Consider the following 21842-nt stretch of genomic DNA (forward strand, 5'->3'; position numbering starts at 1 on the left):
CGTCCGGCCCTAGTTGTCGATCCGGAGACCGTGGGCGGCGGCGAAGGCCACCGCGGTCTCCAGATCGACCCGGGCGCCGGCCAGCTTGGCGTTGGTCAGGCCGGTGGCGTCCAGCCGCGCGCCGCGCAGGTCGGCGCCGGCCAGCTTGGCGTCGGCCAGCCGGGCGCCGCGCAGGTCGGCGCCGGTCAGGTCGGCGTCGCGCAGGTCGGCGCCGAGCAGGTTGGTCTCGCGCAGGCGCAGGCCGGCCAGCGTGGTCTTGCGCAGGTCGGCCTCGGTGAGGCTGGCCAGGGTCAGGTCGGTGTCGGTGATCCGCCACGGCCGGAACCGGCACTCGACGAACGTCGTGCCGACCAGGCTGCACGCGGTGAACTCGCTGTTGGCCAGGGTGGCGCGGCGGAACAGGCAGTTGCGGAACGCGGTCGCGGTGTGCCGGGACTCGCCGAGGTCCGCGCGGGTGAAGTCGCAGTCCTCGAAGACGCAGCCACTGGTGACCAGCCGGCTCAGGTCGGCTTCAACGAACGTGCAGTGCACGAAGTGCCGATCCGTCCAGCGTTCGCCGACCAGGACCGCGTCCCGGTAGTTCTCGTCGCGTTCCATGGTGAGCAACTCTAGGGAACGACCACGACCGGGCGACGAGCCTCGTTGACCAACGCCCTCGGGACGTCGGCGCCCCGGCCGACGACGATGCAGTCCGCGCGGCGGTCCTCGGCGATGGTCTCCAGGCCCTGCGCCGGGTCGCCCCGGTAGTGCACCAGTTCCCAGTGGACACCGGAGGTGTCCAGGTACCGCGCCAGGTTCTGGCGTAACTCGTGGACGAGTTCGGCGGCGGCCTCGGCCGCGGTGGCCATGCCGAAGGGCGACCAGTACGCCGGACTGGTCAACGGCTCGACGTAGACGAGCACCAGCCTCGCTCGCTCGCGCCGGGCGAGGCCGGTGGCCCAGGCCGCGGCGTGGTGGGCCCGGTCGCCGCCATCGATCCCGACCACGATGACCGCGAGGCCATCCTTGCCGATCTCGAAGGCGGGCATTCCCACATCTTAGAACCGTTGTGCGGCAACAACGACGCTCCTGCCGATCGGCTCGGATACTCAGCCGCCGGCACCCGGCGCGGACGCGCTGCCCACCAGGTCGCCCTCGGCGTTGTACGCATCGACCACCGGCGGCGGATTGTCACCCGTGAGCCACCAGTCGACCGGGCGGACGATGCGGGCGGCGTAGACACCGTCAACAAGCACCGCGTCGATGGTCACGTCTCCCTGGGTCAGGGTGACCCGAGCGACCGTGGCGGGATCGACGCGGCCGATGGCGACCTGGTAGCCCATGCGATCGGGGCTGCCCTCGACGGTGGTGACGAGGTTGAGGTCCATGGAGATCGGCGGCTGGTACCCGCCAAGGACGGTGAAGGTAGATCGGTACCCGCCGGCTGGGTCGCCGAACTCGCAGGCGATCAACTTGTCGCCGCCGTAGAGCACGGCGAGCTGGCCGGCCGCGTCGGCGAACGCGAGCTTCAGCTCGAAGGTGCCCTCGACGCCCGCGCTGTCCACGCAGCTCTGGACGAGTACGGGGACATCCTCCTTGGAGAACCGGACCCGCCGCACGGTCGATTCGTCGACGTTCGGGCTCGCGGCCGCGCTGGTCGTGGCCTGCCCGGCGGCTCGCCCGTCGTCGTCACCGAGCGGGACGAGCCACATGACCAGGCCGACGGCGACGACTGCCGTCGCCACGCTGAACGCCGGTGCCTTCCACCGACGTGTCCGCGGTTCACTCGCGGCGTGGACAAGGGTGGCGCGGATTCGGGCATGCCGGTGCGGCGGCAGGTCGCGAGCCGGCGGCAGTGTGGTGTTCATCGGGGAGCCTCCTCCGAGACAGTGAGCGCGACGACGGGCGGTGTGAGCAGGTCGCGCAGCCGGGCGCGGGCCTTGCTGACCCGCGCCCGCACGCTGACCTCCGCGATCCCCAGCACCGCGGCGGCTTCGGCGTAGGACACGCCGGACCACACGCACAGGCCGAGTGCTTCCTGCTGGTTGCGCGGCAGTTCTCGCACCGCCGCCAGCAGTTCGACCATGCGCCGCTCGTCGTCGACGCGGCCGACGACCTCGTCGGCGTGGTCGGGCACGTTCTCGCCAGGCAGTCGCCGGGCGATGCGCAGCCATCTGGTCATCGAGCGGTTGTGGGAGCGGACCACGTTGGTGGCCACGCTGAGCAGCCACGGCAGTGCCGAGTCGTTGGTCAGCCGTACCCGCGCCCGTTTACGCCAGGCCAGGAGGAACACGGCTTGCGTCAGGTCCTCCGCCGCTCCCCAGGACCCGACGAGCCGGAAGCAGTGGTTGTAGACGGCGCGGCCGTGGCGGTCGAACAGCAGGCCGAAGGCCCCGCCGTCGCCGCCGCGGGCGTCGTCCCACAGCTCCCGGTCCGTCCGGTTTTCGATCGTCATGTCAGGTAGTGCCCACCACGACCGCAAGTGTTGCCTACCGCGCCAGGAACGTTATGCCCGTATCAGCGGAAGTCCCGTGACTTGGCGGGGATCCTCAGGTCCAACGGCTCCAGCTGGTCGGCGAGCAGGCTGATCACCCCCTCCGCGCGTTCCAGCATGCCGCGCACGAGCAGCGCCGAGGAGTTCCGCGCGATCCGGCTGTAGCGCGACCACAGGCCGCGCGAGCAGATCACGTTGATCATGCCGGTCTCGTCCTCGAGGTTCAGGAACGTCACCCCGCCCGCGGTCGCCGGTCGTTGCCGGTGGGTCACCGCGCCGCCGACGAGCACCCGGGTCCCGCTGTCCACTGTGGACAGTTGAGCGGCCGGGACGACGCCGAGCTCGTCGAGCCGGGCGCGGAGGAACTCGGTGGGGAACGTGTTCGGCGACAGCCCGGTCGCCCACACGTCGGCGACCGCGAGCTCCAGCGAGCTCATCCCGGGCAACGCCGGGGCGTGCGCGCCGACCGTGGTGCCCGGCAACCGGTCCGGGCGCTCGCCGGCCACCGCGCCCGCGGCCCACAGCGCCGCGCGCCGGTCGAGGCCGAAGCAGTCGAACGCACCGGCCGTCGACAACGCCTCCAGTTGCGCCCTGGTGCAGCCGACCCGCCTGGCCACGTCGGCCATGTCCCGGTAGCCGCCGTGTTCGGCGCGCTCGGCGACCAGCCGCTCGGCGACGGCGTCGCCGATGGTGCGGACCGTGCCGAGTCCGAGCCGGACGACCGGATCGCCCGCCCCGGCGGGTTTCTCCAGCGTCGCGGTGGCCAGGCTCGCGTTCACGTCCGGGCCGAGCACGGTCACGCCGTGCCGGCGCGCGTCGGCGACCAGCGACTGTGGTGAGTAGAAGCCCATCGGCTGGGCGCGCAGCAACGCCGCGCAGAACGCGGCCGGGTAGTAGAGCTTGAACCACGCGCTGGCGAAGACCAGGTAGGCGAAGCTCAGCGCGTGGCTCTCCGGGAAGCCGAAGTTGGCGAACGCCATCAGCTTCTCGTAGATCCGCCCGGCCAGCTCGGGGCCGATGCCGTGCCCGGCCGCGCCGTCGTAGAACCGTTCGCGCAGCCGCTCCATCCGCTGGGTGGACCGCTTGGCGCCCATCGCGCGGCGCAGTTCGTCGGCCTCGGCGGGGGTGAAGTCGGCGACGTCGACCGCCATCTGCATCAGCTGTTCCTGGAACAGCGGCACGCCCTTGGTCTTGGCCAACGCCCTGGCCAGCAACGGATGGTCGTAGGTGACCGGCTCCTGCCCGTTGCGCCGGCGGATGTAGGGGTGCACCGAGCCGCCCTGGATCGGGCCGGGGCGGATCAGCGCGACCTCGACCACCAGGTCGTAGAACTCCTCCGGGCGCAGCCGGGGCAGCGTGGCCATCTGCGCCCGACTCTCCACTTGGAACACACCGACCGAGTCGGCCCGTTGCAGCATCTGGTAGACCCGCTCGTCGGCCAGGTCGAGGTCGTCGATGTTCACCGCGACCCGGTGGTGTTCGGCGACCAGCTCGACCATGTACCGCAGCGCGGAGAGCATGCCGAGGCCGAGCAGGTCGAACTTCACCAGCCCGGCCGCGGCGCAGTCGTCCTTGTCCCACTGCAGCACGGTGCGGTTGGCCATCCTGGCCCGCTCAACCGGGCACACCTCGCTCACCGGCCGGTCGCAGATCACCATGCCGCCGGAGTGGATGCCGAGATGGCGCGGGAACTCCTCCAGCTGCCCGGCCAGCTCGAGCACCTGCACCGGCACGTCGTGATCCCGATCGTCCACTGTGGACTTCAACGGTCCCCAGCGGTCGATCTGCTTGCTCCACGCGTCCTGCTGGCCGGGTGAGTAGCCAAGCGCCCGCGCCATGTCGCGGACCGCGGACTTCGCCCGGTAGGAGACGACGTTGGCGACCTGTGCGGCGTGCCGGCGGTCGTAGCGGTCGTAGACGTACTGGATGACCTCCTCGCGGCGGTCGGACTCGATGTCCAGGTCGATGTCCGGCGGGCCGTCGCGCGCCGGGGCGAGGAAGCGCTCGAACAACAGCTGCCACTTGACCGCGTCCACCCTGGTGATGCCCAGCGCGTAGCAGACCGCCGAGTTCGCCGCCGATCCCCTGCCCTGGCAGTAGATCCCGTTGCGCCGGCAGAAGTCGACGATGTCGGCGACGATCAGGAAGTAGCCGGGGAAGCCGAGTTCGGCGATGACGCCCAGCTCGTGCGCGAGCTGGGCGTAGGCGGCCGGGCTGTCGGACTCGGTGCCGTACCGTTCGCGGGCCCCGGCGTAGGTCTTCTCCCGCAGGTAGCTGATCTCGGTGTGGCCGGGCAGGTCGAACAGCGGCAGCTCGGGGGCCACCCACTGCAGGTCGAACGCCAGCTCGAGGCCGAGCATCGCGGCGCGGTGCACCGCGCCGGGGTAGCGGGCGAACCGGCGGGCCATCTCCGCGCCGGAGCGCAGGTGGGCGGTCGGCGCGGGCGGCAGCCAGCCGTCCAGCTCATCGAGCGAGCGGCGGGCGCGCACCGCGGCCATGGCGGCGGCCAGGTCGCCGCGGTTGGGCTGGGCGTAGTGCACGGCGTTGGTGGCCACGACCGGCAGCGCCAGCTCGGCGGCCATCGCGGCGAGCAGGTCGTTGTGCGTGGTGTCCAGCGGCAGGCCGTGGTCGATCAGCTCGACGTGCACGTGGTCGTGGCCGAACAGCTCGACGAGCAGGCGCAGCTGGTCGAACGCCGCCGCCGGACCGGCGCGCAGCAGTGCCGTGCGCACCGCGCCCTTGCGGCAGCCGGTGAGCACGACGCACTCGTCCCTGGTCTGCGCGGCGACCTCGGCGAGGTCGTACACCGGGCGGCCCTTCTCGCTGGTGTCGGCGAGCTGGCCGGTGGTGATCGCGCGGCAGAGCTTGGCGTAGCCGTCGGTGCCCCTGGCCAGCAGCAGCAGGTGCTCGCCTTCCGGGTCGGCGTTTCCGTTCTGTGGCTGGGAAAGCCCGAGCGAGAGCTCCGCACCGAACACCGTGCGCACGCCGAGCTCCCTGGCCGCCTCTGCGAACCGGACCACGCCGTACATGCCGTCGTGGTCGGTGATAGCGAGCGCGTCGAGGCCGAGCAGGGCGGCGGCCTCGACGAGCTCCTCCGGGTGGCTCGCGCCGTCGAGGAAGCTGAAGTTGGAGTGGCAGTGCAGTTCGGCGTAGGGGGCGCGGGTGTCGCCGCCGGCCAGGTCGGTCGGTTCGGGGACGCCGCCGCCCGCCGGGGCGGTGTAGCGCTCCCGGCGTCTGGTCCACGCCGGACTGTCGCCGCCGTCGCCGTGGACGGCCTCCCGGCCCGGCGGCGGCCGGCCGGAGAGCACGCGCTCCAGCTCCGCCCAGCTGACGGGTGGGTTGTTCCAGCCCATCAGCGGGTCCGGACGTCCTCCGGCGACCGGCGCGGGGCGGGGATCAGCAGGTCGAGGGCGAACAGCTCGGGGTTGGCCGGCCGGCGCCGGGGGTGGGGATAGCCGGCGACGCACACCGGGTCGGGGTGGCCGATGACGAACTGGCGGCAGCTGCCGTCCGGGGTGCGGCATTCGCGGCAGGCCATCGGGTCGCGAGACATCAGTCGTAGATCCCTTCTACGGTCCACTTCTCGTCGGCCAGGACGAGCAGCAGCGCGGTCTGGGAGTCCTCTTCGGACTCGTCGAGCAGGAGCTGGAGACGGCTGCGCCGGCCGGGGGTGGTCCACCAGCGCGCGTCGGCCGACCACGGTCCGGCCCAGGCACGGACCTGTCGTGGCCGGCGGCCGGGCAGGGTGAGCCTGGCCGGGCGGGTGGTCAGCTCGTCGCGCGCGGTGACCGAGACCGGGTGGCCGGTGTGGTCGGTCAGCGTGGCGGGCAGGGGTCTTCGCGGCACGGTGGCCGGGGAGGGCGGCGGCAGCACGCCGGGCCACGGGGCGCTGTCCTGGCTGGTGGTCACGCGCTCGTCGCCCCAGGGGACGTAGCGGACCCGCTCGTGCGGGTCGCGACCGCCGCCGAGCACCGGGGTGACCACCGCTGCCGGCCCGAGCAGGCCCTGGACGTGGACCATGGCGCGGGCGGCCCGTTCGTCGGCCCGCGCCCGGCCCTCGCCGCGCCACAGGTCGAGTTGGAGGGTGGTGCCGTCGATGACCTCCACCGGGGTCAGGGTCAGGGTGGTGACGCCGGCCGAGAGGCGGGCGGTGCGCAGCCAGCCGTCGAGTTGCCAACGGACCCGGTCGGCGATGCCGGCGGGGGTCAGCGGCTCGGCGCAGCGCCAGACCCGTTCGCGTTCCTCGCCGGCGGCGGTGGCGGCGTGGATGCCGAGGCGGGTGCAGGCGAGGCCGGTGGCGGCCAGGGCGGTGTGCAGGCGGTCGGCCAGGCTCCTGGCGACGAACGCGGCCGCGTCGACCCGGTCGACCGGTGGGTCGAGGGCCTCGGTGACGGTCAGGTCCGGGGGTGGGCGACGACGCGCGGGCGGGCGCTCCTGCCGGCCGGCGGCCAGGCGGTGGGCCAGCACGGCGTCGGCGCCGAAGCGACCGGCCACGTCGCGCTCGGGGACCTCGGCGAACGCGCCGAACGTGCGCAGCCCGAGGCGGCGCAGCAGGTCGACCAGGTCGGCCCGGTCCTGGGCCTCGGCCGGGCGGTGCAGCTCGCGGATGTTCAGCGGGGCGAGGAACTCCGGGGTGGCGCCGGGGGCGATGACCAGGCCGCGGTGGGCGGCGAGGACGGCGGCGAACAGGCCGTCGGCGATGCCGACCTGGCACTCCGCGCCGGTGCGGGTGGCCACCCGGTCGATCAGGCGCTCCGCGGCGGCCTCCTCGCTCCCGAAGTAGCCGGCGGGGCCCCGCGCCGGCACGGCGACCACACCGGGACGGATGATCTCGACGCCGACCGCGAGCTCCTCGACCGCAGCGGCCACCGGTTCGAACAACCGGGCGTCCCGGTCGGGGTCGTCTGGCAGGACGACCAGCTCCGGGCAGCGGCCCTGGGCCTCGCGCCGCCGCATGCCCCGGCGGACGCCCTCCGTCCTGGCCAACGCGTTGGCGGCGACGACGACGGTGCCGGTGACCACTGCCACCGGGCGTGCCGACGGGTGGGCGGTGGCCGCGCTCGCGGCGGTGACCGGCCAGTCGGGACACCACACGACGAGCGTTCGGTGTGGGGTGCCGACGCTGTTCATGATTCGAACCTACGTTCGATTTGACGAGGTGTCAACCGGGCTTCGCGGCCAGGGTGAGCGGCGGTCCACCCGCGGAAACCGCAGGTGACCCGGGGTGCGCGCCGTCGAGGACAGCGGGCGGGTTTCCCGGCCCCGCCGACGGGGGCGCGATGCCGCCGCCGGGGCCGGGAAGCTGGAGTTCGACCAGAGTGGGCCGGGCGGCGGCCCCGCGCCCCTGGGACCGGACGGCCGCCGCGCGCCGGGCCAGGTAGCCATGGCCGTCGCCGATGCCCGACCACTGGACCTCCGCGCAGCGCAGCTCCACATCGACCGCCGGCCAGGGGTCCGGGGTCAGCAGGACGGCACCTCGATGACGCGCACGGGCGGAGAGCCGGCGGGCCTGCGCCTCGGTCAGCCGGCCGCGCGCGGTGACCACCAGATCCACCCCGTCGAGCAGGGCGGCGACCACGACCGAGGCGTCCGCGCCGGGATGACGAACCAGCGCCAACCGGTCGACCGCCACCCCAAGCTCGGCGGCCGCGACCACACCGACGTCCGGCAGCCCGACGACACCCGCCCAGGAGTCGCCCGCCGTCGCCGCGGCCAGCAACGCCAGCAGCACCGAGGTCGAGCCGCGCACCGCCACCGTGCTACCCCGGCGCAACCCGCCCCACGGAAACAACGCCGCGAGGTCAGGATGCACCGGTAGCATTCGGACCCGGCCGGACGGCGCCGACGTCAGGTCGCTGGCCACCCCCACCGCACTGGAAGTGGCCAGCGATGCACCCAACAACGCCGGCATCCGCAACGCCTCCCCACGACTCCGCACGTGCCACGGGGAGGCAGCACAGTTCTCGAACGCCTGTTCGATAGTAGCACGGTCGCGAGCCAGGGGTCGAGCGCCCTGAAAGATTGTCACCTGGTGACAACTTCTTCAGTTAACAAGCAACCAAACAACGGTTTCGTCAGTTTGTTGCGTTCAGGTGTCACATTTTGGCTCGACGAGCCGATAGGCAGGATGCCACCCCCCGACGTCGCGCGGTGGCACGAGGAGTGTGTGCATGACGGTCGAGTACCGCCTCGACGGCGGGGCCTTACCCAGGAGGCTCGCTGACATCCTCCGGCCGGAGCTGGCGAGCCTCGCCACCGAGATCGTGGACGAGATCCGGGCGAAGATCCCCGCGTACGCACGCCCACTCGACGGCCCGTACGGCAAGTCCATCCGGGCCGGGGTCCAGCACGCCACCAGCCTGTTCATCGAACAGATCGCCAACCCGGACACGTCCGCGCAGAAGTGCTACGACGTGCACCACAAGCTCGGCCAGAACGAGATGCGCGAGGGCCGCTCCCTCGACGACCTGCAGGCCGCCTACCGCGTCGGCGCCCGGGTGTCCTGGCGGCGGATGATGCGCGTCGGCAAGCGCAACGGGCTGTCCTCCTCGGTCATGTCCCAGCTCGCCGACGCGGTGTTCGCGTACATGGACAAGCTCGCCTCCGTCGCGCTCGACGGCTACCTGGAAGCCAAGGCCACCTCCGCCGGCGCGCTGGAGACCTGGCGGCGACGGCTGCTCGGCATGGTCCTGCAGACCCCGTCCGCGCCACCGGCCGCGATCGCCGAACTGGCCCAGCTGATCGGCTGGACGGTGCCGGAGCGGGCGACCCCGATCGCGGTGCACGCCCTGCCAGGAACCGGGCACAACCAACGCAAACCCACGCTGGACAACGATGTGCTCGCCGACCTCGACGGCATCGAACCCCGGCTGCTGGTGCCCGGCGCGGTCACCGACGGCCGGCTGGCCACCATCCGCGCCGGCCTGCCGGGCTGCCGGCTCTCGGTCGGCCCGTGTGTGCGGCTGGACACCGTGGTCTACGCGCTGCGCTGGGCGCGCAAGGCGCTGACCCTGGCCCAGCAGGGCGTCATCGCCGACGGCCAGGTCATCCGGTGCGAGCACCACCTGTCGACGGTGCTCGTGCACTCCGACGACCTGCTGCTGGACACGTTGCGGGACCGGCTGATGGCGCCGCTGGCCGGGCTCACGGTCAAACAGCGGGAGCGCACGCTGGAGACGTTGCGGGCCTGGCTGGACACCAGGGGCAGCGTGCCGGACATGGCCGGGCAGCTCGCGGTGCACCCGCAGACCGTGCGGTACCGCATGCGCCAGCTGGAGGTGTCCTTCGGCGACCTGCTGCACGATCCGACGCAGCGGTTCGAACTGGAGTTGGTGTTGCGCGCGGCACCGGCCGGCCGGATCGCGCCGGTGGTGCCCGCGCCTCGGGAACGCCGGTAGACCGGTCCGCACCGAAGGTGCGGACCGGTCCACGCGGCAGTCCGGTCAGTCCACGATCGCGGCGTGCCAGCGGTCGGAGAGCACCTTGCCCTGGTTGGGCACGTGCGCCCGCGGGTTCTGGAACCCACCGAGCCGGAACGACGCGCTGTTCAGCGTCAGGTTGTTCGTCCCGGACGCCGCCGGCAGGCCCTGCCGGGAGTTGAGCACCGAGTCGATCAGGCCGACGAAGTCGCAGCCCTTCGCGGCGGGCACGGCGAACGTGCTGTCGTTGAGCGCACCGCCGCTGGTGGTCAGCGCGCTCATCTCGCCGGTCGCGCTCGGCGTGCCGTCCGCGTCGAACCGGCTGAAGGCCGCGGCCGGCGCGACGGTGTTGGCCACCTTCAACAGGATCGGGTTGCTGTTGGACCCGATGTAGCAACTGGACCGCAGCAACGGGTTACGCAGCCGGATCTTCACCGGCATCGTCATGATCGGCCGGCCGACCGTGGTCGCGGCGGACAGGTCGAAGTCCCTCGGCGTGCCGGCCGTCTCGATGGTCGCGGTGACGGTGTTCAGCGGGCTGTCGACCACGGCGTCGCAGATGTCGGAGATCACCGGGATGTCGCTGGGGCACATCAGCCCGAGCATGCCGCCGGGCACCGTGACCGGGTCACCGGTCAGGCCCCCGTTGGCCGGCACCGCGAGGGTGTAGGTGCCCCGCTGGTTGAGCACGCCGAAGGAGAAGTTCACCGCGCCGACGGGCATGCTGTCGTTGCCGAGCTTGATGGTGCCGTTCGGCGCCGTCCCGGCAAGACAGGTGGCGACCACGGCGCTGCCGTCGGCGGCGAGCATCGCCGGGGCATCCACCGGGCAGTCGCCGTAGGGCGCCCACTCCCCGGCGAGGGACTCGGCGCTCGCCGTGGCGGGCGCGGTCAGGGCGGCCGCGGCCCCGATGGCGATGGTCGTCGCGGAGACGAGCAGTCCCCGCCGCAGCCGGCTTCGGGTTCGAGGTACAGCGGTCATCGACACCTCTCCTGACTTCGGTTGTGGTACGGCGTTTCCCCCGACCTGGCACTAACGCTCCGGAACTGGTTGGTTCGGCGGACAGCCGGTCTGGTTGCCGGTCAGGGTGCAGACGCTGCCCTGAGTCAGCTTCACGGCGTTTCCCGAACTCGAGATGAGCCCGGTCAGCAACGGGGACACGTCCTCGGTCACGCCGCAGCCGGTGAACGCCGGGATGTCGGCCGTGCCGTTCAGCGGCCCGCCGGTGGTGAGGTTGTACGTGCCCGCGCCCCGGCCGGGCTTTCCGGTGAGGCGGACCTCGATCGGCTCCGCGGTGCGGCAGTTCGGCCCGAGGTCGAACGGCACCCCGTTGACGCTGGCGTCGTAGACCCGCGCGATGTACCTGGCGGAGATCCGCACATGGCCGTAGATGGGGTCCCGGACGGCGTGTGCGGCGATGTCGGCGTTCGACAGGCCGACCTGGGTGAGCTGCATGGAGGCCTTCGTCGGCACGAACCCGAACGGCAGCACCCACTGGTTCACCGATGGCGCCAGCACGGGATCGCCGGCGATATTGGGCAGAATGTTCGCCTTCTGGCACTGGATATTGACCGGCCGGCCGTCGCCGTCCACCGGTGGCGCGTCCGGCCGGCAATTGCCGTAGAGCGGGTCCCTGAAATTGTCCGCGAACGAGGTCGGACCGATGTTCACCAGACTCATCGGTTGCGCCACCGACGCGTTGAGTTTGTTCAGGTTCGAATATCCGACGACATAGGCACAGTATTTCGGCGGTGTCGGCGGCGGGCCTGGTGGCGACTCGATCATCGCGCAGTCCTGCGGGATCTCCACCTGTACGGCCGGGTCGCCGGGCGCCGGCGCGCCCGCCGGTGGCTCGTCGACGCGGACCGCGCCGGGCGGCGGCTCCTCGGTGACCGGGGTGTCCACTGTGGATACCTGAACGGTCGCGAGTACCGGGTCCTGGTCCGGCGCGAGCGTGCACGACAGCTCCAGGCTCGGCGGGTCGGTGACCGCGCCGTCTGGCAGGTAGCTGGTCAGCGTGAGCGCGGTGTCGCCGGCGGCGAACACCATCGCTCCCGGCCGGCCGAGGATGGCCGGCACCACGCGCGCCGGCTCGAGCGGCAGCTCGAGGTCGCCATCGGCCGGCAGTTGTACTTGGGAGGTCTCGGTTCCCGACCAGTTCGTCTCGGCCGTCGACCCGCCGTGGGTGATGGTCACGCCGACCCTGGCGACCGCGGTCACCGAGGTGGCGCCGATGGCGGTGAGGTCGGCGAGCGCGGCCTGGGGCACGGCGAGTGCGATGGTCAGGCCGGCCGGGCGCACCGGCTGCTCGACGGTCGCACTGGTCGGCAGGTCGGCGACCAGGTGCACCTCGACCCGCTGCTCACCGGAGGGGAACGGGCACAGGTAGGCCAGCCGACTGTCCACATGGGTCGTCTCGTCCTGCGCCACGGCTGTGGGCAGCGGCCCGATCAACCCGGCCGCCAGCATGGCGACCCCGGCCATGCCCGGTACCGCCAACCACCGCCGACCGCTCATCGTTCCTCCGCTGCTGTCGAAACCGTGCCGGGTGAACCAGCGGTGGGCCCGCTCGGCCGGACTACGACCGGGCGGGCCACCAGCTGGCCCGAACTGTCAGGCAGGAAGGATCTCCTGCGCGGGGCTGACGTCGTAGACGCCGTCGAACGCCGCCGTGTCATTGACATGCAGCAGGCCGAGGCAGTTGTCGGTCGCGTCAACGAACGTGATGGTCAGGGAGAAGTTGGGCACCACGGTCAATTGGTGGGTGTCGTTGTTGTAGTCGCCGGTGACGGTGCCGGCCACCGTCGCCTGACATCCCGGACCGACGATGTCGGCCTCGATGTCGCGGATCTCGCCGGCCACCACCGGGGCGTTGTAGCCAAGCGCGTGCAGCGACCACGGCGTGGCCGCGTTCACGTCGAAGGAGATCAGGCCGGCGAGCAGGCAGTCGTCGAACGTGATGTTGTCGATGTCGGCGACATGGCTGTCCGGCGACGAGAAGGCGGTGATGTCGGCGTGCGATCCCAGGCAGTCCAGGACCTGGTCGGCGCCGCCGTCCGCGGGCCGGACGGTCAGCACGGTCACGCCGGCGTCGCCGTCGGCGTCACCGCCGGGGGTGACGGTCCACCCGGCCGAGGCGGCGGCCGGGGTGGCTCCGATGATGACCGAGGTGAGGGCGGCGACCACTGTCGCCATTCCAAGAAAACGTTTACGCATATGCGATCTTTCCTTTCCCCAACGAGGACGCGTACCGGGATCGCAGCGCGGGTTTCGCAATTCCGAATTTGATTCCGGAATGTTCTTCGTTACGACCCACCATAAGCACGTTACCTACCGGTAACAGCTTCCACAATAAGGGCGCGAGAAAAAGACTTTGGACCTGCGAGAATGCGTCTTGTTTATTACCGGGATGACAATTCGTACCGGCAGGTTTGTCATGAGCGGACAGCGTGCTCATCGTGGCGCCAACCCGGTGATGACCCAGCTGCCGTTCTCCAGCCGCACGGTCACCGACAGCTGGGCCGCGGCGGCGTTCGAGGTACCCGCGTCCGCCCTGGTCGCCGACTGGTCGAGGAACACCAGCACCCGCGCCCGGTCGGCGGACAGCTCCTGCACCGCGGCGGTGACCACCCGCGTGGTGAGCACCAGCTTCTGCGTGGGCGCCTCCGCCCTGATCTGCTCGAAGAGCTTGTCGTAGGCCGCTCGGGCCGACCCGCGCAGCACCTCGTCGGCGGCCGCCTGGGTCTCCTCGGTGCGGTCGTAGGCGTAGGACAGGATCCGGTTGAGCGCCGAGGTGACCGCCGAGCTCACCTCGGCGGTGCGCCCGGCGTCGACCAGCGCGGCGTTGTCCGACGACGACGCGCGCAGCTCCGCGGTGCGCACGAGGAACCAGCCGCCGAGCCCGGCCAGCAGCGCGGCCACGACCAGCACCGCCACCAGCGGCCGGCGCCCGGCGCGCAACCAGCCGAACCGCCCGCGCTGCGGGGTGTCGTCGGCCGGCTCCAGCTCGGCGACATCCTCGTCCGTGTCGGGTTCAGAGACCTTGGCGGTCATCGGCGCACTCCCTAACTGGCGCCAAGGGGCACCCGGTCGAGGGCGGACATCAGCCAGCCGTCGTCGGTACGTTCGAGCCCGGCGACGAACCGGTTTCGCTTGGTGTTGACCGGTTGGCCGTCCTTGGTGGTCTCGATCACCACGGACACCAGCAGTTTCGCCGTGCCGGTGCGCACATCCAGCTCGCTCACCGCGGCGTCGAGCACCCGGCCGGTGGCGACCGTGCCGCCCGTGCGCAGCGTTTCCCTGACCTTGTCGTCGGTGGCCGCCAGCTCGTCGCGCAGCGCCCCGGTCGACACGTCCAGCCAGCGCTCGATCCCACCGTCCACATCGGCGGAGTCCAATGTGGTCAACCGGATGACGTGCGCGCGGGTGGTGGCGAGCACCTCGTCGCGGGTCTGCGCGTAGGCAACCGAGGTGTCGTTGCTCGCCTGCCACCAGGAGAAGCCGGCCCAGCCGGCGAAGCCGAGCGCGGCCACCAGCACGGCCACCGCCACCCGCAGCGGCCAGCGCGGCGCGCGCTGCTCGGTCACTTCGTCAGCCACAGCAGCTCCTCCAGGTTGCCGGCAACGTCCGTCAGCTCGGGCGCACCGAGCGGTCCGGGAAGCCGGGCACCGCCACCGGGCACCACTGGCTCGGGCACGCCACCGTTCGGCGCGTGCTGGGAACCGCGCACCAACCGCTCGTCGCCTGCCGGCAGGGTGCAGCCGGCGTTGGGGTTCATCGGCCGCTGGCTGGTCTCCTCGCCCGGTCGGTACACAGTGGACTCGTAGCCGGTGACGCACGGCTCCGGGTCGAAGAACGCCAGCACGAGCGAGAGGCTGCTGGTGTCCGGGGTGATCGCGGTCGAGGTCGCCGCGACCGCCTTGGGCGTCATCACGAACAGCTGCTCCATGCCGTCCAGCCGGGAGTCGAAGATCTGCGCGGTGGTCAGCAGGTTGGCCGCCAGCACCGACAGCCCGGGATTGTTGTCCGCCAACAACTCCGAGAGCTGGGTCGCGGCCTGGGGGGCCGCGCCGATCAGCTCCCGCAGGTCGCCGTCGGCGGCGGCCAGCTCGGCGGCGAACAGCTTGGCGTTGCCGGAGAACGAGCGCCAGGCCGCCGACGAGTCGACCTGGGTGCGCAGCACCACCGCGCCGTCGTCGATCAGGCTCACCGTCTGCGGCAGGTGGTCGGCCGCGGTCTCGGTGAAGTCCACCGTCGAGTCGAGCAGCACCTGCAGGTGTGGGCCGGTGTCGCGCATCGCGACGTACAGCTCGTCGACCACCGTCCGCAGCGACTCGGCCGGCACCGACGCGGAGAACGCCGACATGTTGGACAGCAGGTCGGTCACCGGCGGCGGCACCGCGGTCACCGACTTCGGGATCACCGAGTCGCCGTCCAGGTAGGGCCCCTGCTCGGTGCTCGGCCGCAGATCGACGTACTGCTCACCGATCGCCGACCGGTTGGCCACGACCGCCTTGGCGTCCACCGGGATCGGCGGCGCGTCGTCGTCGATGTGCAGGTCGGCTTCCATGCCGTCGTCGGTCAGCCGCAGCTCGCCGACCCGGCCGACCGCGACCCCGCGGTAGGTCACCTCGCTGTTGGTGAACACCCCGCCGCCCTCGTCGAGCTGCAGCCGCACCACATAGGACCCACCGCCGAACAACCGGTCCAGGCCGGCGTAGTTGGCGCCGACGAACGCGACCGCCGACAGCGCGATCACCACGAACGCGACGAGCTGGATCTTCACCGTCCTGGTGAGCATCAGCGACCTCCACTCGTGGCGGTGTCGGCGGGCGGCAGCGGCAGCAGCGGCGGCAGCGGCTCCTGGTAGTCCGGCGCGGGCTCCATGGTGACGAACACGTTGAGGTAGTCGCCCTTCGCGCCAGCCAGCACCTCGTCGGTGAACGGGAACGTCGGCAGGATCTCCAGCGCCTGCGGCAGGTCCTGGCCGGCGTCGGCGAGCCGGTCGAGCAGCGGCGCGAGCGCGGTGAGGTCGGCGACCATGTCCTCGCGGGCGCGGTTGATGGTGTCCACCGCGACGTCGGACAGCGCGTCCAGCGACTGGAGCATGGTGACCAGCGCGCCGCGCTGCTCGGACAGCGCCGCCAGCCCCGGAGTCAGGTCGGTCAGCGCGCCCTCGATCTGGTCGTCGCGGGCGGCGAGCGTGGTGCTCAGGTGGTTCAACCCGTCGAGGGCGGCGGTGATGTCGCCCCGATGGCTGTCCAGCTCGGTCACCAGTTCGTCCACATTGGCCAGAAAGGCCTTGATCTCGGTCTCGTTGCCGGACAGCACGTTCGTCAGCTCGCGGTTGATCGTCTGCAGCTGCCCGATGCCACCACCGTTGAGCAGCAGGGACAGCGCGCCGAAGACCTCCTCGACCTCGGTGTGCCGGTTGGTCCGGTCGGCGGTGATCAGCGCGCCGTCGGCCAGCTTGGCGTTCGGCGCCGGCTCGCCCTGCTGGCGGAACGGCTCGGCGAGCTCGACGAACTTCTCCCCGAGCAGCGAGGACTGGCGCAGGCTGGCCACCGCGTCCGCCGGCAACGCGACGTCACCGTTGACCGCGAGCACGACCTGCGCGGTCCAGCCGTCCTCGCCGCCGAGACCGATCGACTCGACCCGGCCGACCACCACGTCGTTGACCTTCACCGAGGCCTGCGGCACCAGGTCGAGCACGTCGGCGAACTGCACGGTGACCAGGTAGGGATGGTCGCCGAGATCCGCGCCGCCGGGCAGCGGCAGGTCGTAGATGCCGTCGGTGCCCACCGCCGAGCAGCCGGCGGCCAGCACGAGCGTGACGGCCGCGGCGAGCCGGGCGGCGGCGCGGCGGATCATCGCCCACCGCCGGTCACCGGCATCGGCATCGGCGGCGCGCCGGGGTAGAGGTAGTCCAGCAGCACGCTGCGGCCCTGCAGGCTGCCCGACTCCTGGTCGAACGCCTGGTAGACGTTGGTGACCGCGAGCGGGATGACGTCCAGCGTCTCGGCCACCGCCTCCCGGTTGTTCACCAGCTGCTGGGTCGTCTTCGCCAGTTTGTCCACATTGGACTTGATGGCGGCCCGGTTGTCGCGGATGAACACCTGGATGTCGGCCAGCGCGGTGCCCAACGTGTCCAGCGCGGTGGACAGCTCGCCCCGGTCGGCGGCCAGCGTGCGCCACACCTGGTCGAGCTGGGTGTTCACGCTGAGGATCTGCCGGTCGTTGCCGGCGAGCATGGTGGTGAACCGCTGCAGCTCGTCGACCGTGGCGAACAGGTCGTCGGCCGAGCCGGACAGCGTCCTGGCCGCCTCGGCGAAGTTGCGCACGCTCTCGTTGAACGCCGCGCCGTTGCCGCGCAGGTTCTCCGCACCGGTGTCGAGCAGCTCGGACAACGCGCCCTCGCTGTTGGCGCCGTCCGGGCCGAGCGCGCTCACCAACGTGTCCAGGCTCGCGTACAGCTCGTCGAGCTCGACCGGGGTCGCGGTGCGCGACTGCGGGATCACCGCGCCGTCGCCGAGGAGTTGGCCGCCGCCGGCCAGATCGGTGAGCTGGACGTACCGGTCGGAGACCACGCTCGGCGCGACCACCACCGCCGCGGTGTCCCGCGCGACCCGCACCTCGGGGTCCACTGTGAACACCACCTCGACCCGCTCGCCGCGCGGGGTGACCGACTCCACCGCACCGACCCGCACGCCGAGCACCTGCACGTCCGAGCCCGGGTAGACCCCGACCGCGCGGCCGAAGTACGCGGTGACCCGCATGGCGCCGTCACTGGTGAAGATCCACCACAGGACGCCGGCGGTGACCACGGCGAGCACCGTGAGGATCGCGCCAAACCGCTTCATCGGTCACCGCCCTCTGGTCGCGGCGGCATACAGGGGTTCCGGTTCTCCGGTTCGAGGCCGCACAGGTAGTTGTCGATCCACCGGCCGCTGCCGTTGGCGTTGTTCACCAGCCGGAAGTACGGCCCGGCGGCTTCCAGGCTGCGATCGAGGTCGTCGGCGTGCCGCCGCAGTACGTCGGTCACGATGTCCAGTTTGGACAGTGCGGGGCCGAGCTGGCGCTGGTTGTCCGCGACCACCCCGGACAGCTCCCTGGCGAGGTCGGTGGTGCCGACGAGCAGGTTGTGGATGGCGTCGCGGCGGGCGGCCAGCTCGGTCAACAGCAGGTCGCCGTCCTTGATGAGCTGGTCGAACTCGGTGTTCGAGCCAGCCAGGGTCCTGGTGACCTGGCGGGTGTTGGCGAGCAGCTCGGCGAGTTGCGCGTCCCGCGAGGAGATCGTCCTGGACAACGCGGTCAGCCCGTCGAGCGCGGACCGCACGTGTGCCGGTGAGTCGGCGAAGGTGTCCGAGATCGTGCGGAAGCTCTCCGCGAGCTGGTCGGTGTCGATCGCGCCCGCCGTGCTCGCCAGGCCCTCGAACGCCTCGGTGACGTCGTAGGGGGTCACCGTCCGGTTGAGCGGGATCGCGACGTCCGGGTCGAGCGCGGTGCTCCCGGTCGGGTGCAGCGCGAGGAACTTGCGGCCGAGCAGGGTTTTCAGCTTGATGGCGGCGGTGGTCGCGTCGCCGATCCAGGCGTCCTGGATCCGGAAGGTGACCACGACCTTGTCCACCACCAGTTCCACGTCGGTGACCTCACCGACCTTGATGCCGGCCACCCGCACCTCGTCGTCCTGGCGCAACCCGGCGGCCTCGCTGAACTCGGCGGTGTACTTCGTGCCGCCGCCGATCACCGGCAGGTCCTGGTAGAAGAAGACCCCGAAGACGATCGCGATCAGGGCGACGGTGCCGATCACCCCGATGGGCACGGGGTTGCGTTCCCGGAAGGACTTCATCGCGCGCACCTCTCGGCGTCCACAATGACCTCCGTCGGCGGGTCGGTGAGCAGGGTCCCCTCACACAGGTAGAAGTTGAGCCAGGAGCCGTAGGTGGCGGTGGCGCCGACCGCCTGGAACTTGGCCGGCAGCAGGTCCAGCAGCCTGGCCAGCTCGTCCTGCCCGGCCGCCAGGTTCGTCGACAGCCGGCCGAGACCGGCGATGCTGTCCTTGAGCGGCTTGCGTGACTGGTCCAGCAGGCCGGCGGTGGCCACGGTGAGGTCACCGATGCCCTCGATCGACTCGCCGATCGCCACCCGGTCGCCGGCCAGCCCGCTGACCAGCCGCTGCAACGTGGAGACCAGTGTGGACAGTGCGTCGCCCTGGCCGTTGATGGTGCGCAGCACCGAGTTCAGGTTCTCGATCACCCGGCCGATGACCTCGTCCCGGTTGGCCAGTGTCGCGGTCAGCGAACCGGTGTGCGCCAGCAGGCTGTCGACCGTGCCGCCCTCACCCTGCAGCACCTGGACGATCTCACCGGACAGCGAGTTCAGCTCGTCCGCGGACAGCCCCTGGAACAGCGGCTTGAACCCGTTGAACAGGTCGGTGAGGTCGAGTGCTGGCGTTGTCCGGTCGAGCGGGATCTCCTCGCCGGCCGACATCCGGTCCGAAATGGACGTGTCGCCGCGCTCGAGCGCGATGTAGCGCTGGCCGACCATGTTGCGGTACTTGATGGTCGCCCGGACGTCGGCCGGCAGCCGCATCGACCGGTCGACCGAGAACGTCACCCTCGCCAGGTGACCGTCCACGATGGACAGCTCGTCGACCTGACCGACGCGCACCCCGGACACCCGCACGTCGTCGCCCGGGTTGAGCGACGTGACGTCGGTGAACCTGGCCGCGTAGCTGATGGTGTCCCCCAGCCCGGTGTTGCTGATGGACACCGCGAGCACGGCCGTGGCCAACCCGGTGACCACCACGAAGATCAGCGCCTTGATCAGCGGCCCGGCGAGCTTCCTCATCGCAGGGTCACCTCCGTGCCGCGGTAGAGCGGGCCGACCAGCACGCTGCTCCAGTCCGGCACCTCGCCCGGTCCGAGGAGGGTGGCGATGAGCTCCTGCTCCTGCGGGGAGTTCGCCAGCCCGAGGTCACCGTCGGCACCGGTGAGCAGCGGGTGGCCACTGCTGCCGGTCGGCGCGGCGACAACGCCTTTGGTCGGCGCCACCCCGCTCGGATAGCAGCGCGGACCACCGGTCTGGTCGTAGACCGGGGCGTCGCGGCCCGGCTCGTACTTGCCCCGGGACTGGGTGATCGTGGCCTCGATGTGCAGCCCCGGCTTGTCGGTGCCCTTGCCGAGCACCCGGTCCATCGACGGTTTGAGGTCGGTCAGTGCCTTGAGGGTGCAGGGAAAGCTCGGCGAGTAACGGGCCGCGAGCTCCAGCGGCTCACGGCTGCTCGCCGCCAGCTGGATGAGGTTCTCCTTGTTGTTGCGCAGGAAGATGGTCACGTCCTGGGACGAGGAGGTGACCTGCGCGTACAGGTCGGTCAGCTCGACGCGCTGGTCGGCGACCGTGTTCAGCGTGGTGGCCGACTCGGTGAGCGCGTCGAGCAGGTCCGGCGCGATGTCCCCGTACAGCACGCTGACCTCGGCGAGGTCACGCAGGTCGGCGGTGAGGGTCGGCAGGTTGGGGTTGAACTCCTCGAGGTAGGCCGCGGTGGTCACCAGGGTGTCGCCGAGCTGCTCGCCCCGGCCGTCCAACGCGGTCGAGATGGCCGTGAGGGTGACCGAGAGCTTGTGTGGCTGCACGGCTTTGAGCACTGGCAGCAGGTCGTCGAACACCCGCTCCAGCTCGATCGCGTTGGCCGAGCGGTCCTGGTGGATGACGTCGCCCTCCGCGATCGCCTCCGCGTCCGTCGAGTCCGGAATGGACAGTTGGACATAGCGCTCGCCGAACAGCGTCTTGGGGACCAGCAACGCGGTGACGTCCTTGGGAATCCGGTCGACCTTCGCCGGCTCGAGGGCCAGCTCGATCGCCGCGCCCTCGGTCGTGCGGTTGATCGAGCGCACGTCGCCGACCACCACCCCGCGCGCCTTGACCTCAGAGGAGTCGTTGAGCTGGTTGCCGACCCGGTCCGTGCGCAGCGTCACGAGCACCACATCGGTGAACTTCTCCTGGTAAACCTGGATGGCGAAGGTCGCCAGCAACACCATCACCACGAGGAAGACCACCCCGGCCGAACGCCGAACCAGCTTGCTTCCGATCATCCCGCCACCTGCACAGTCGTTGTGGCGCCCCAGATCGCGAGGCTGAGGAACAGGTCGATGACGTTGATCGCGACGAGTGAGGTGCGCACCGACCGGCCAACCGCGACCCCGACCCCCGCCGGACCGCCGGACGCGCGATAGCCGTAGTAGCAGTGCGTCAGCACCACGACCACGCTGAACACCAGCACCTTGCCGAACGAGTACAGGACGTCGATCGGCGGTAGGAACAGGTGGAAGTAGTGGTCATAGGTGCCGGCCGACTGCCCGAAGAACCACACGGTGACCTGCCGCGAGGCCACATAGGACGTCAGCAGGCCGATCGCGTACAACGGGATGATCGCGAGGAAACCCGCGATGATCCGCGTGGTCACCAGGTACGGCACGCTCGGCACGCCCATCACCTCGAGCGCGTCGATCTCCTCCGAGATCCGCATCGCGCCGAGCTGCGCGGTGAAGCCACAACCGACCGTCGCCGACAGCGCGATGCCGGCGACCAACGGCGCGATCTCGCGGGTGTTGAAGTAGGCGGAGATGAAGCCGGCCAGCGCGGAGGTGCCGACCTGGTTGAGTGCGGAGTACCCCTGGATGCCGACGACCGAGCCGGTGAAGGCGGTCATGCCGACCATCACGCCGATCGTGCCGCCGATCACCGCGAGCGCGCCGGAGCCGAAGCTGACCTCGGCGAGCAGCCGGACGATCTCCCTGCCATAGCGGCGGATCGCCCTCGGGATCCACAGCAGTGCCTTGACGAAGAAGAAGATCTGGTCGCCGAGGACGTCGAGGAAGGTGAACCGCCGGTCGACCGACTCCATGACCCGTTGCTGGATCCGGGGACGGGGTCTTTCGGTGATCGTCATG

Annotated in this window: 21 protein-coding genes; 1 reads left to right on the forward strand and 20 read right to left on the reverse strand. The window is 71.1% G+C overall.

What is annotated here, in order from left to right; translation table 11 throughout:
- Nucleotides 1–9 precede the first annotated feature (9 nt).
- From ACYVIP_RS08420 to ACYVIP_RS08455, 8 genes are all read right to left on the reverse strand, one after another.
- The gene (locus ACYVIP_RS08420; RefSeq protein WP_460393830.1) at nucleotides 10–597 is read right to left on the reverse strand and encodes a pentapeptide repeat-containing protein; all 588 of its coding nucleotides are present in this window, start codon (nucleotides 595–597) and stop codon (nucleotides 10–12) included.
- Between the two features lie 11 nt (nucleotides 598–608).
- Entirely contained in the window at nucleotides 609–1028 is a 420-nt protein-coding gene (locus tag ACYVIP_RS08425) for a universal stress protein (protein WP_460393832.1), read from the reverse strand.
- Nucleotides 1029–1088: 60 nt separating this feature from the next.
- Nucleotides 1089–1847 carry a hypothetical protein gene (locus ACYVIP_RS08430; protein WP_460393834.1) on the reverse strand — a complete coding sequence of 253 codons (759 nt, stop codon included), beginning with the start codon at nucleotides 1845–1847 and terminating at the stop codon, nucleotides 1089–1091.
- Complete coding sequence (locus ACYVIP_RS08435; RefSeq protein WP_460393836.1) at nucleotides 1844–2434, reverse strand: RNA polymerase sigma factor; 591 nt, start codon at nucleotides 2432–2434, stop codon at nucleotides 1844–1846. Before ACYVIP_RS08435 ends, ACYVIP_RS08430 begins: the two co-directional genes overlap by 4 nt.
- Nucleotides 2435–2496: 62 nt before the next feature.
- On the reverse strand, nucleotides 2497–5826 hold the full coding sequence (locus ACYVIP_RS08440; RefSeq protein ID WP_460393838.1) for an error-prone DNA polymerase: 3330 nt from the start codon (nucleotides 5824–5826) through the stop codon (nucleotides 2497–2499).
- Nucleotides 5826–6026: a hypothetical protein gene (locus ACYVIP_RS08445; RefSeq protein WP_460393840.1), complete on the reverse strand. Its 201-nt coding sequence runs from the start codon at nucleotides 6024–6026 to the stop codon at nucleotides 5826–5828. Before ACYVIP_RS08445 ends, ACYVIP_RS08440 begins: the two co-directional genes overlap by 1 nt.
- Nucleotides 6026–7603, reverse strand: a complete 1578-nt coding sequence (locus ACYVIP_RS08450; RefSeq protein WP_460393842.1) for a DNA polymerase Y family protein — start codon at nucleotides 7601–7603, stop codon at nucleotides 6026–6028. The genes ACYVIP_RS08445 and ACYVIP_RS08450 overlap by 1 nt, the downstream gene beginning before the upstream one ends.
- Nucleotides 7604–7634: 31 nt before the next feature.
- Nucleotides 7635–8384, reverse strand: coding sequence for a hypothetical protein (locus tag ACYVIP_RS08455; protein WP_460393844.1), 750 nt, complete (start codon nucleotides 8382–8384; stop codon nucleotides 7635–7637).
- Nucleotides 8385–8643: 259 nt separating this feature from the next.
- Between ACYVIP_RS08455 and ACYVIP_RS08460 the strand changes: the two genes are divergently transcribed.
- Nucleotides 8644–9870 (forward strand): helix-turn-helix domain-containing protein, encoded by a 1227-nt coding sequence (locus ACYVIP_RS08460; RefSeq protein WP_460393846.1) that lies wholly within the window; start codon nucleotides 8644–8646, stop codon nucleotides 9868–9870.
- Nucleotides 9871–9915: 45 nt separating this feature from the next.
- Here ACYVIP_RS08460 and ACYVIP_RS08465 read toward each other — a convergent pair whose 3' ends face one another.
- From ACYVIP_RS08465 to ACYVIP_RS08520, 12 genes are all read right to left on the reverse strand, one after another.
- Nucleotides 9916–10872, reverse strand: coding sequence for a hypothetical protein (locus tag ACYVIP_RS08465; RefSeq protein ID WP_460393848.1), 957 nt, complete (start codon nucleotides 10870–10872; stop codon nucleotides 9916–9918).
- A gap of 51 nt (nucleotides 10873–10923) precedes the next feature.
- On the reverse strand, nucleotides 10924–12408 hold the full coding sequence (locus ACYVIP_RS08470; RefSeq protein WP_460393850.1) for a DUF6801 domain-containing protein: 1485 nt from the start codon (nucleotides 12406–12408) through the stop codon (nucleotides 10924–10926).
- Between the two features lie 96 nt (nucleotides 12409–12504).
- The gene (locus ACYVIP_RS08475; RefSeq protein ID WP_460393852.1) at nucleotides 12505–13086 is read right to left on the reverse strand and encodes a hypothetical protein; all 582 of its coding nucleotides are present in this window, start codon (nucleotides 13084–13086) and stop codon (nucleotides 12505–12507) included.
- A 258-nt stretch (nucleotides 13087–13344) separates the two neighbouring features.
- Nucleotides 13345–13944, reverse strand: a complete 600-nt coding sequence (locus ACYVIP_RS08480; protein WP_460393854.1) for a hypothetical protein — start codon at nucleotides 13942–13944, stop codon at nucleotides 13345–13347.
- Between the two features lie 11 nt (nucleotides 13945–13955).
- On the reverse strand, nucleotides 13956–14489 hold the full coding sequence (locus ACYVIP_RS08485) for a hypothetical protein (RefSeq protein ID WP_460393856.1): 534 nt from the start codon (nucleotides 14487–14489) through the stop codon (nucleotides 13956–13958).
- A complete protein-coding gene (locus ACYVIP_RS08490) occupies nucleotides 14474–15691 on the reverse strand; it encodes an MCE family protein (RefSeq protein ID WP_460393858.1) in 1218 nt (405 codons plus the stop codon). The genes ACYVIP_RS08485 and ACYVIP_RS08490 overlap by 16 nt, the downstream gene beginning before the upstream one ends.
- Entirely contained in the window at nucleotides 15691–16761 is a 1071-nt protein-coding gene (locus ACYVIP_RS08495) for an MCE family protein (protein ID WP_460393860.1), read from the reverse strand. Before ACYVIP_RS08495 ends, ACYVIP_RS08490 begins: the two co-directional genes overlap by 1 nt.
- Nucleotides 16758–17750: an MCE family protein gene (locus ACYVIP_RS08500; RefSeq protein WP_460393862.1), complete on the reverse strand. Its 993-nt coding sequence runs from the start codon at nucleotides 17748–17750 to the stop codon at nucleotides 16758–16760. The genes ACYVIP_RS08495 and ACYVIP_RS08500 overlap by 4 nt, the downstream gene beginning before the upstream one ends.
- The gene (locus ACYVIP_RS08505) at nucleotides 17747–18739 is read right to left on the reverse strand and encodes an MCE family protein (RefSeq protein WP_460393864.1); all 993 of its coding nucleotides are present in this window, start codon (nucleotides 18737–18739) and stop codon (nucleotides 17747–17749) included. The genes ACYVIP_RS08500 and ACYVIP_RS08505 overlap by 4 nt, the downstream gene beginning before the upstream one ends.
- Nucleotides 18736–19740, reverse strand: a complete 1005-nt coding sequence (locus ACYVIP_RS08510; protein ID WP_460393866.1) for an MCE family protein — start codon at nucleotides 19738–19740, stop codon at nucleotides 18736–18738. Before ACYVIP_RS08510 ends, ACYVIP_RS08505 begins: the two co-directional genes overlap by 4 nt.
- A complete protein-coding gene (locus ACYVIP_RS08515; RefSeq protein ID WP_460393868.1) occupies nucleotides 19737–20984 on the reverse strand; it encodes an MCE family protein in 1248 nt (415 codons plus the stop codon). Before ACYVIP_RS08515 ends, ACYVIP_RS08510 begins: the two co-directional genes overlap by 4 nt.
- Nucleotides 20981–21841: an MlaE family ABC transporter permease gene (locus ACYVIP_RS08520; RefSeq protein WP_460393870.1), complete on the reverse strand. Its 861-nt coding sequence runs from the start codon at nucleotides 21839–21841 to the stop codon at nucleotides 20981–20983. Before ACYVIP_RS08520 ends, ACYVIP_RS08515 begins: the two co-directional genes overlap by 4 nt.
- Nucleotide 21842: the final 1 nt, after the last annotated feature.

It is taken from the genome of Actinophytocola sediminis (assembly GCF_054779715.1).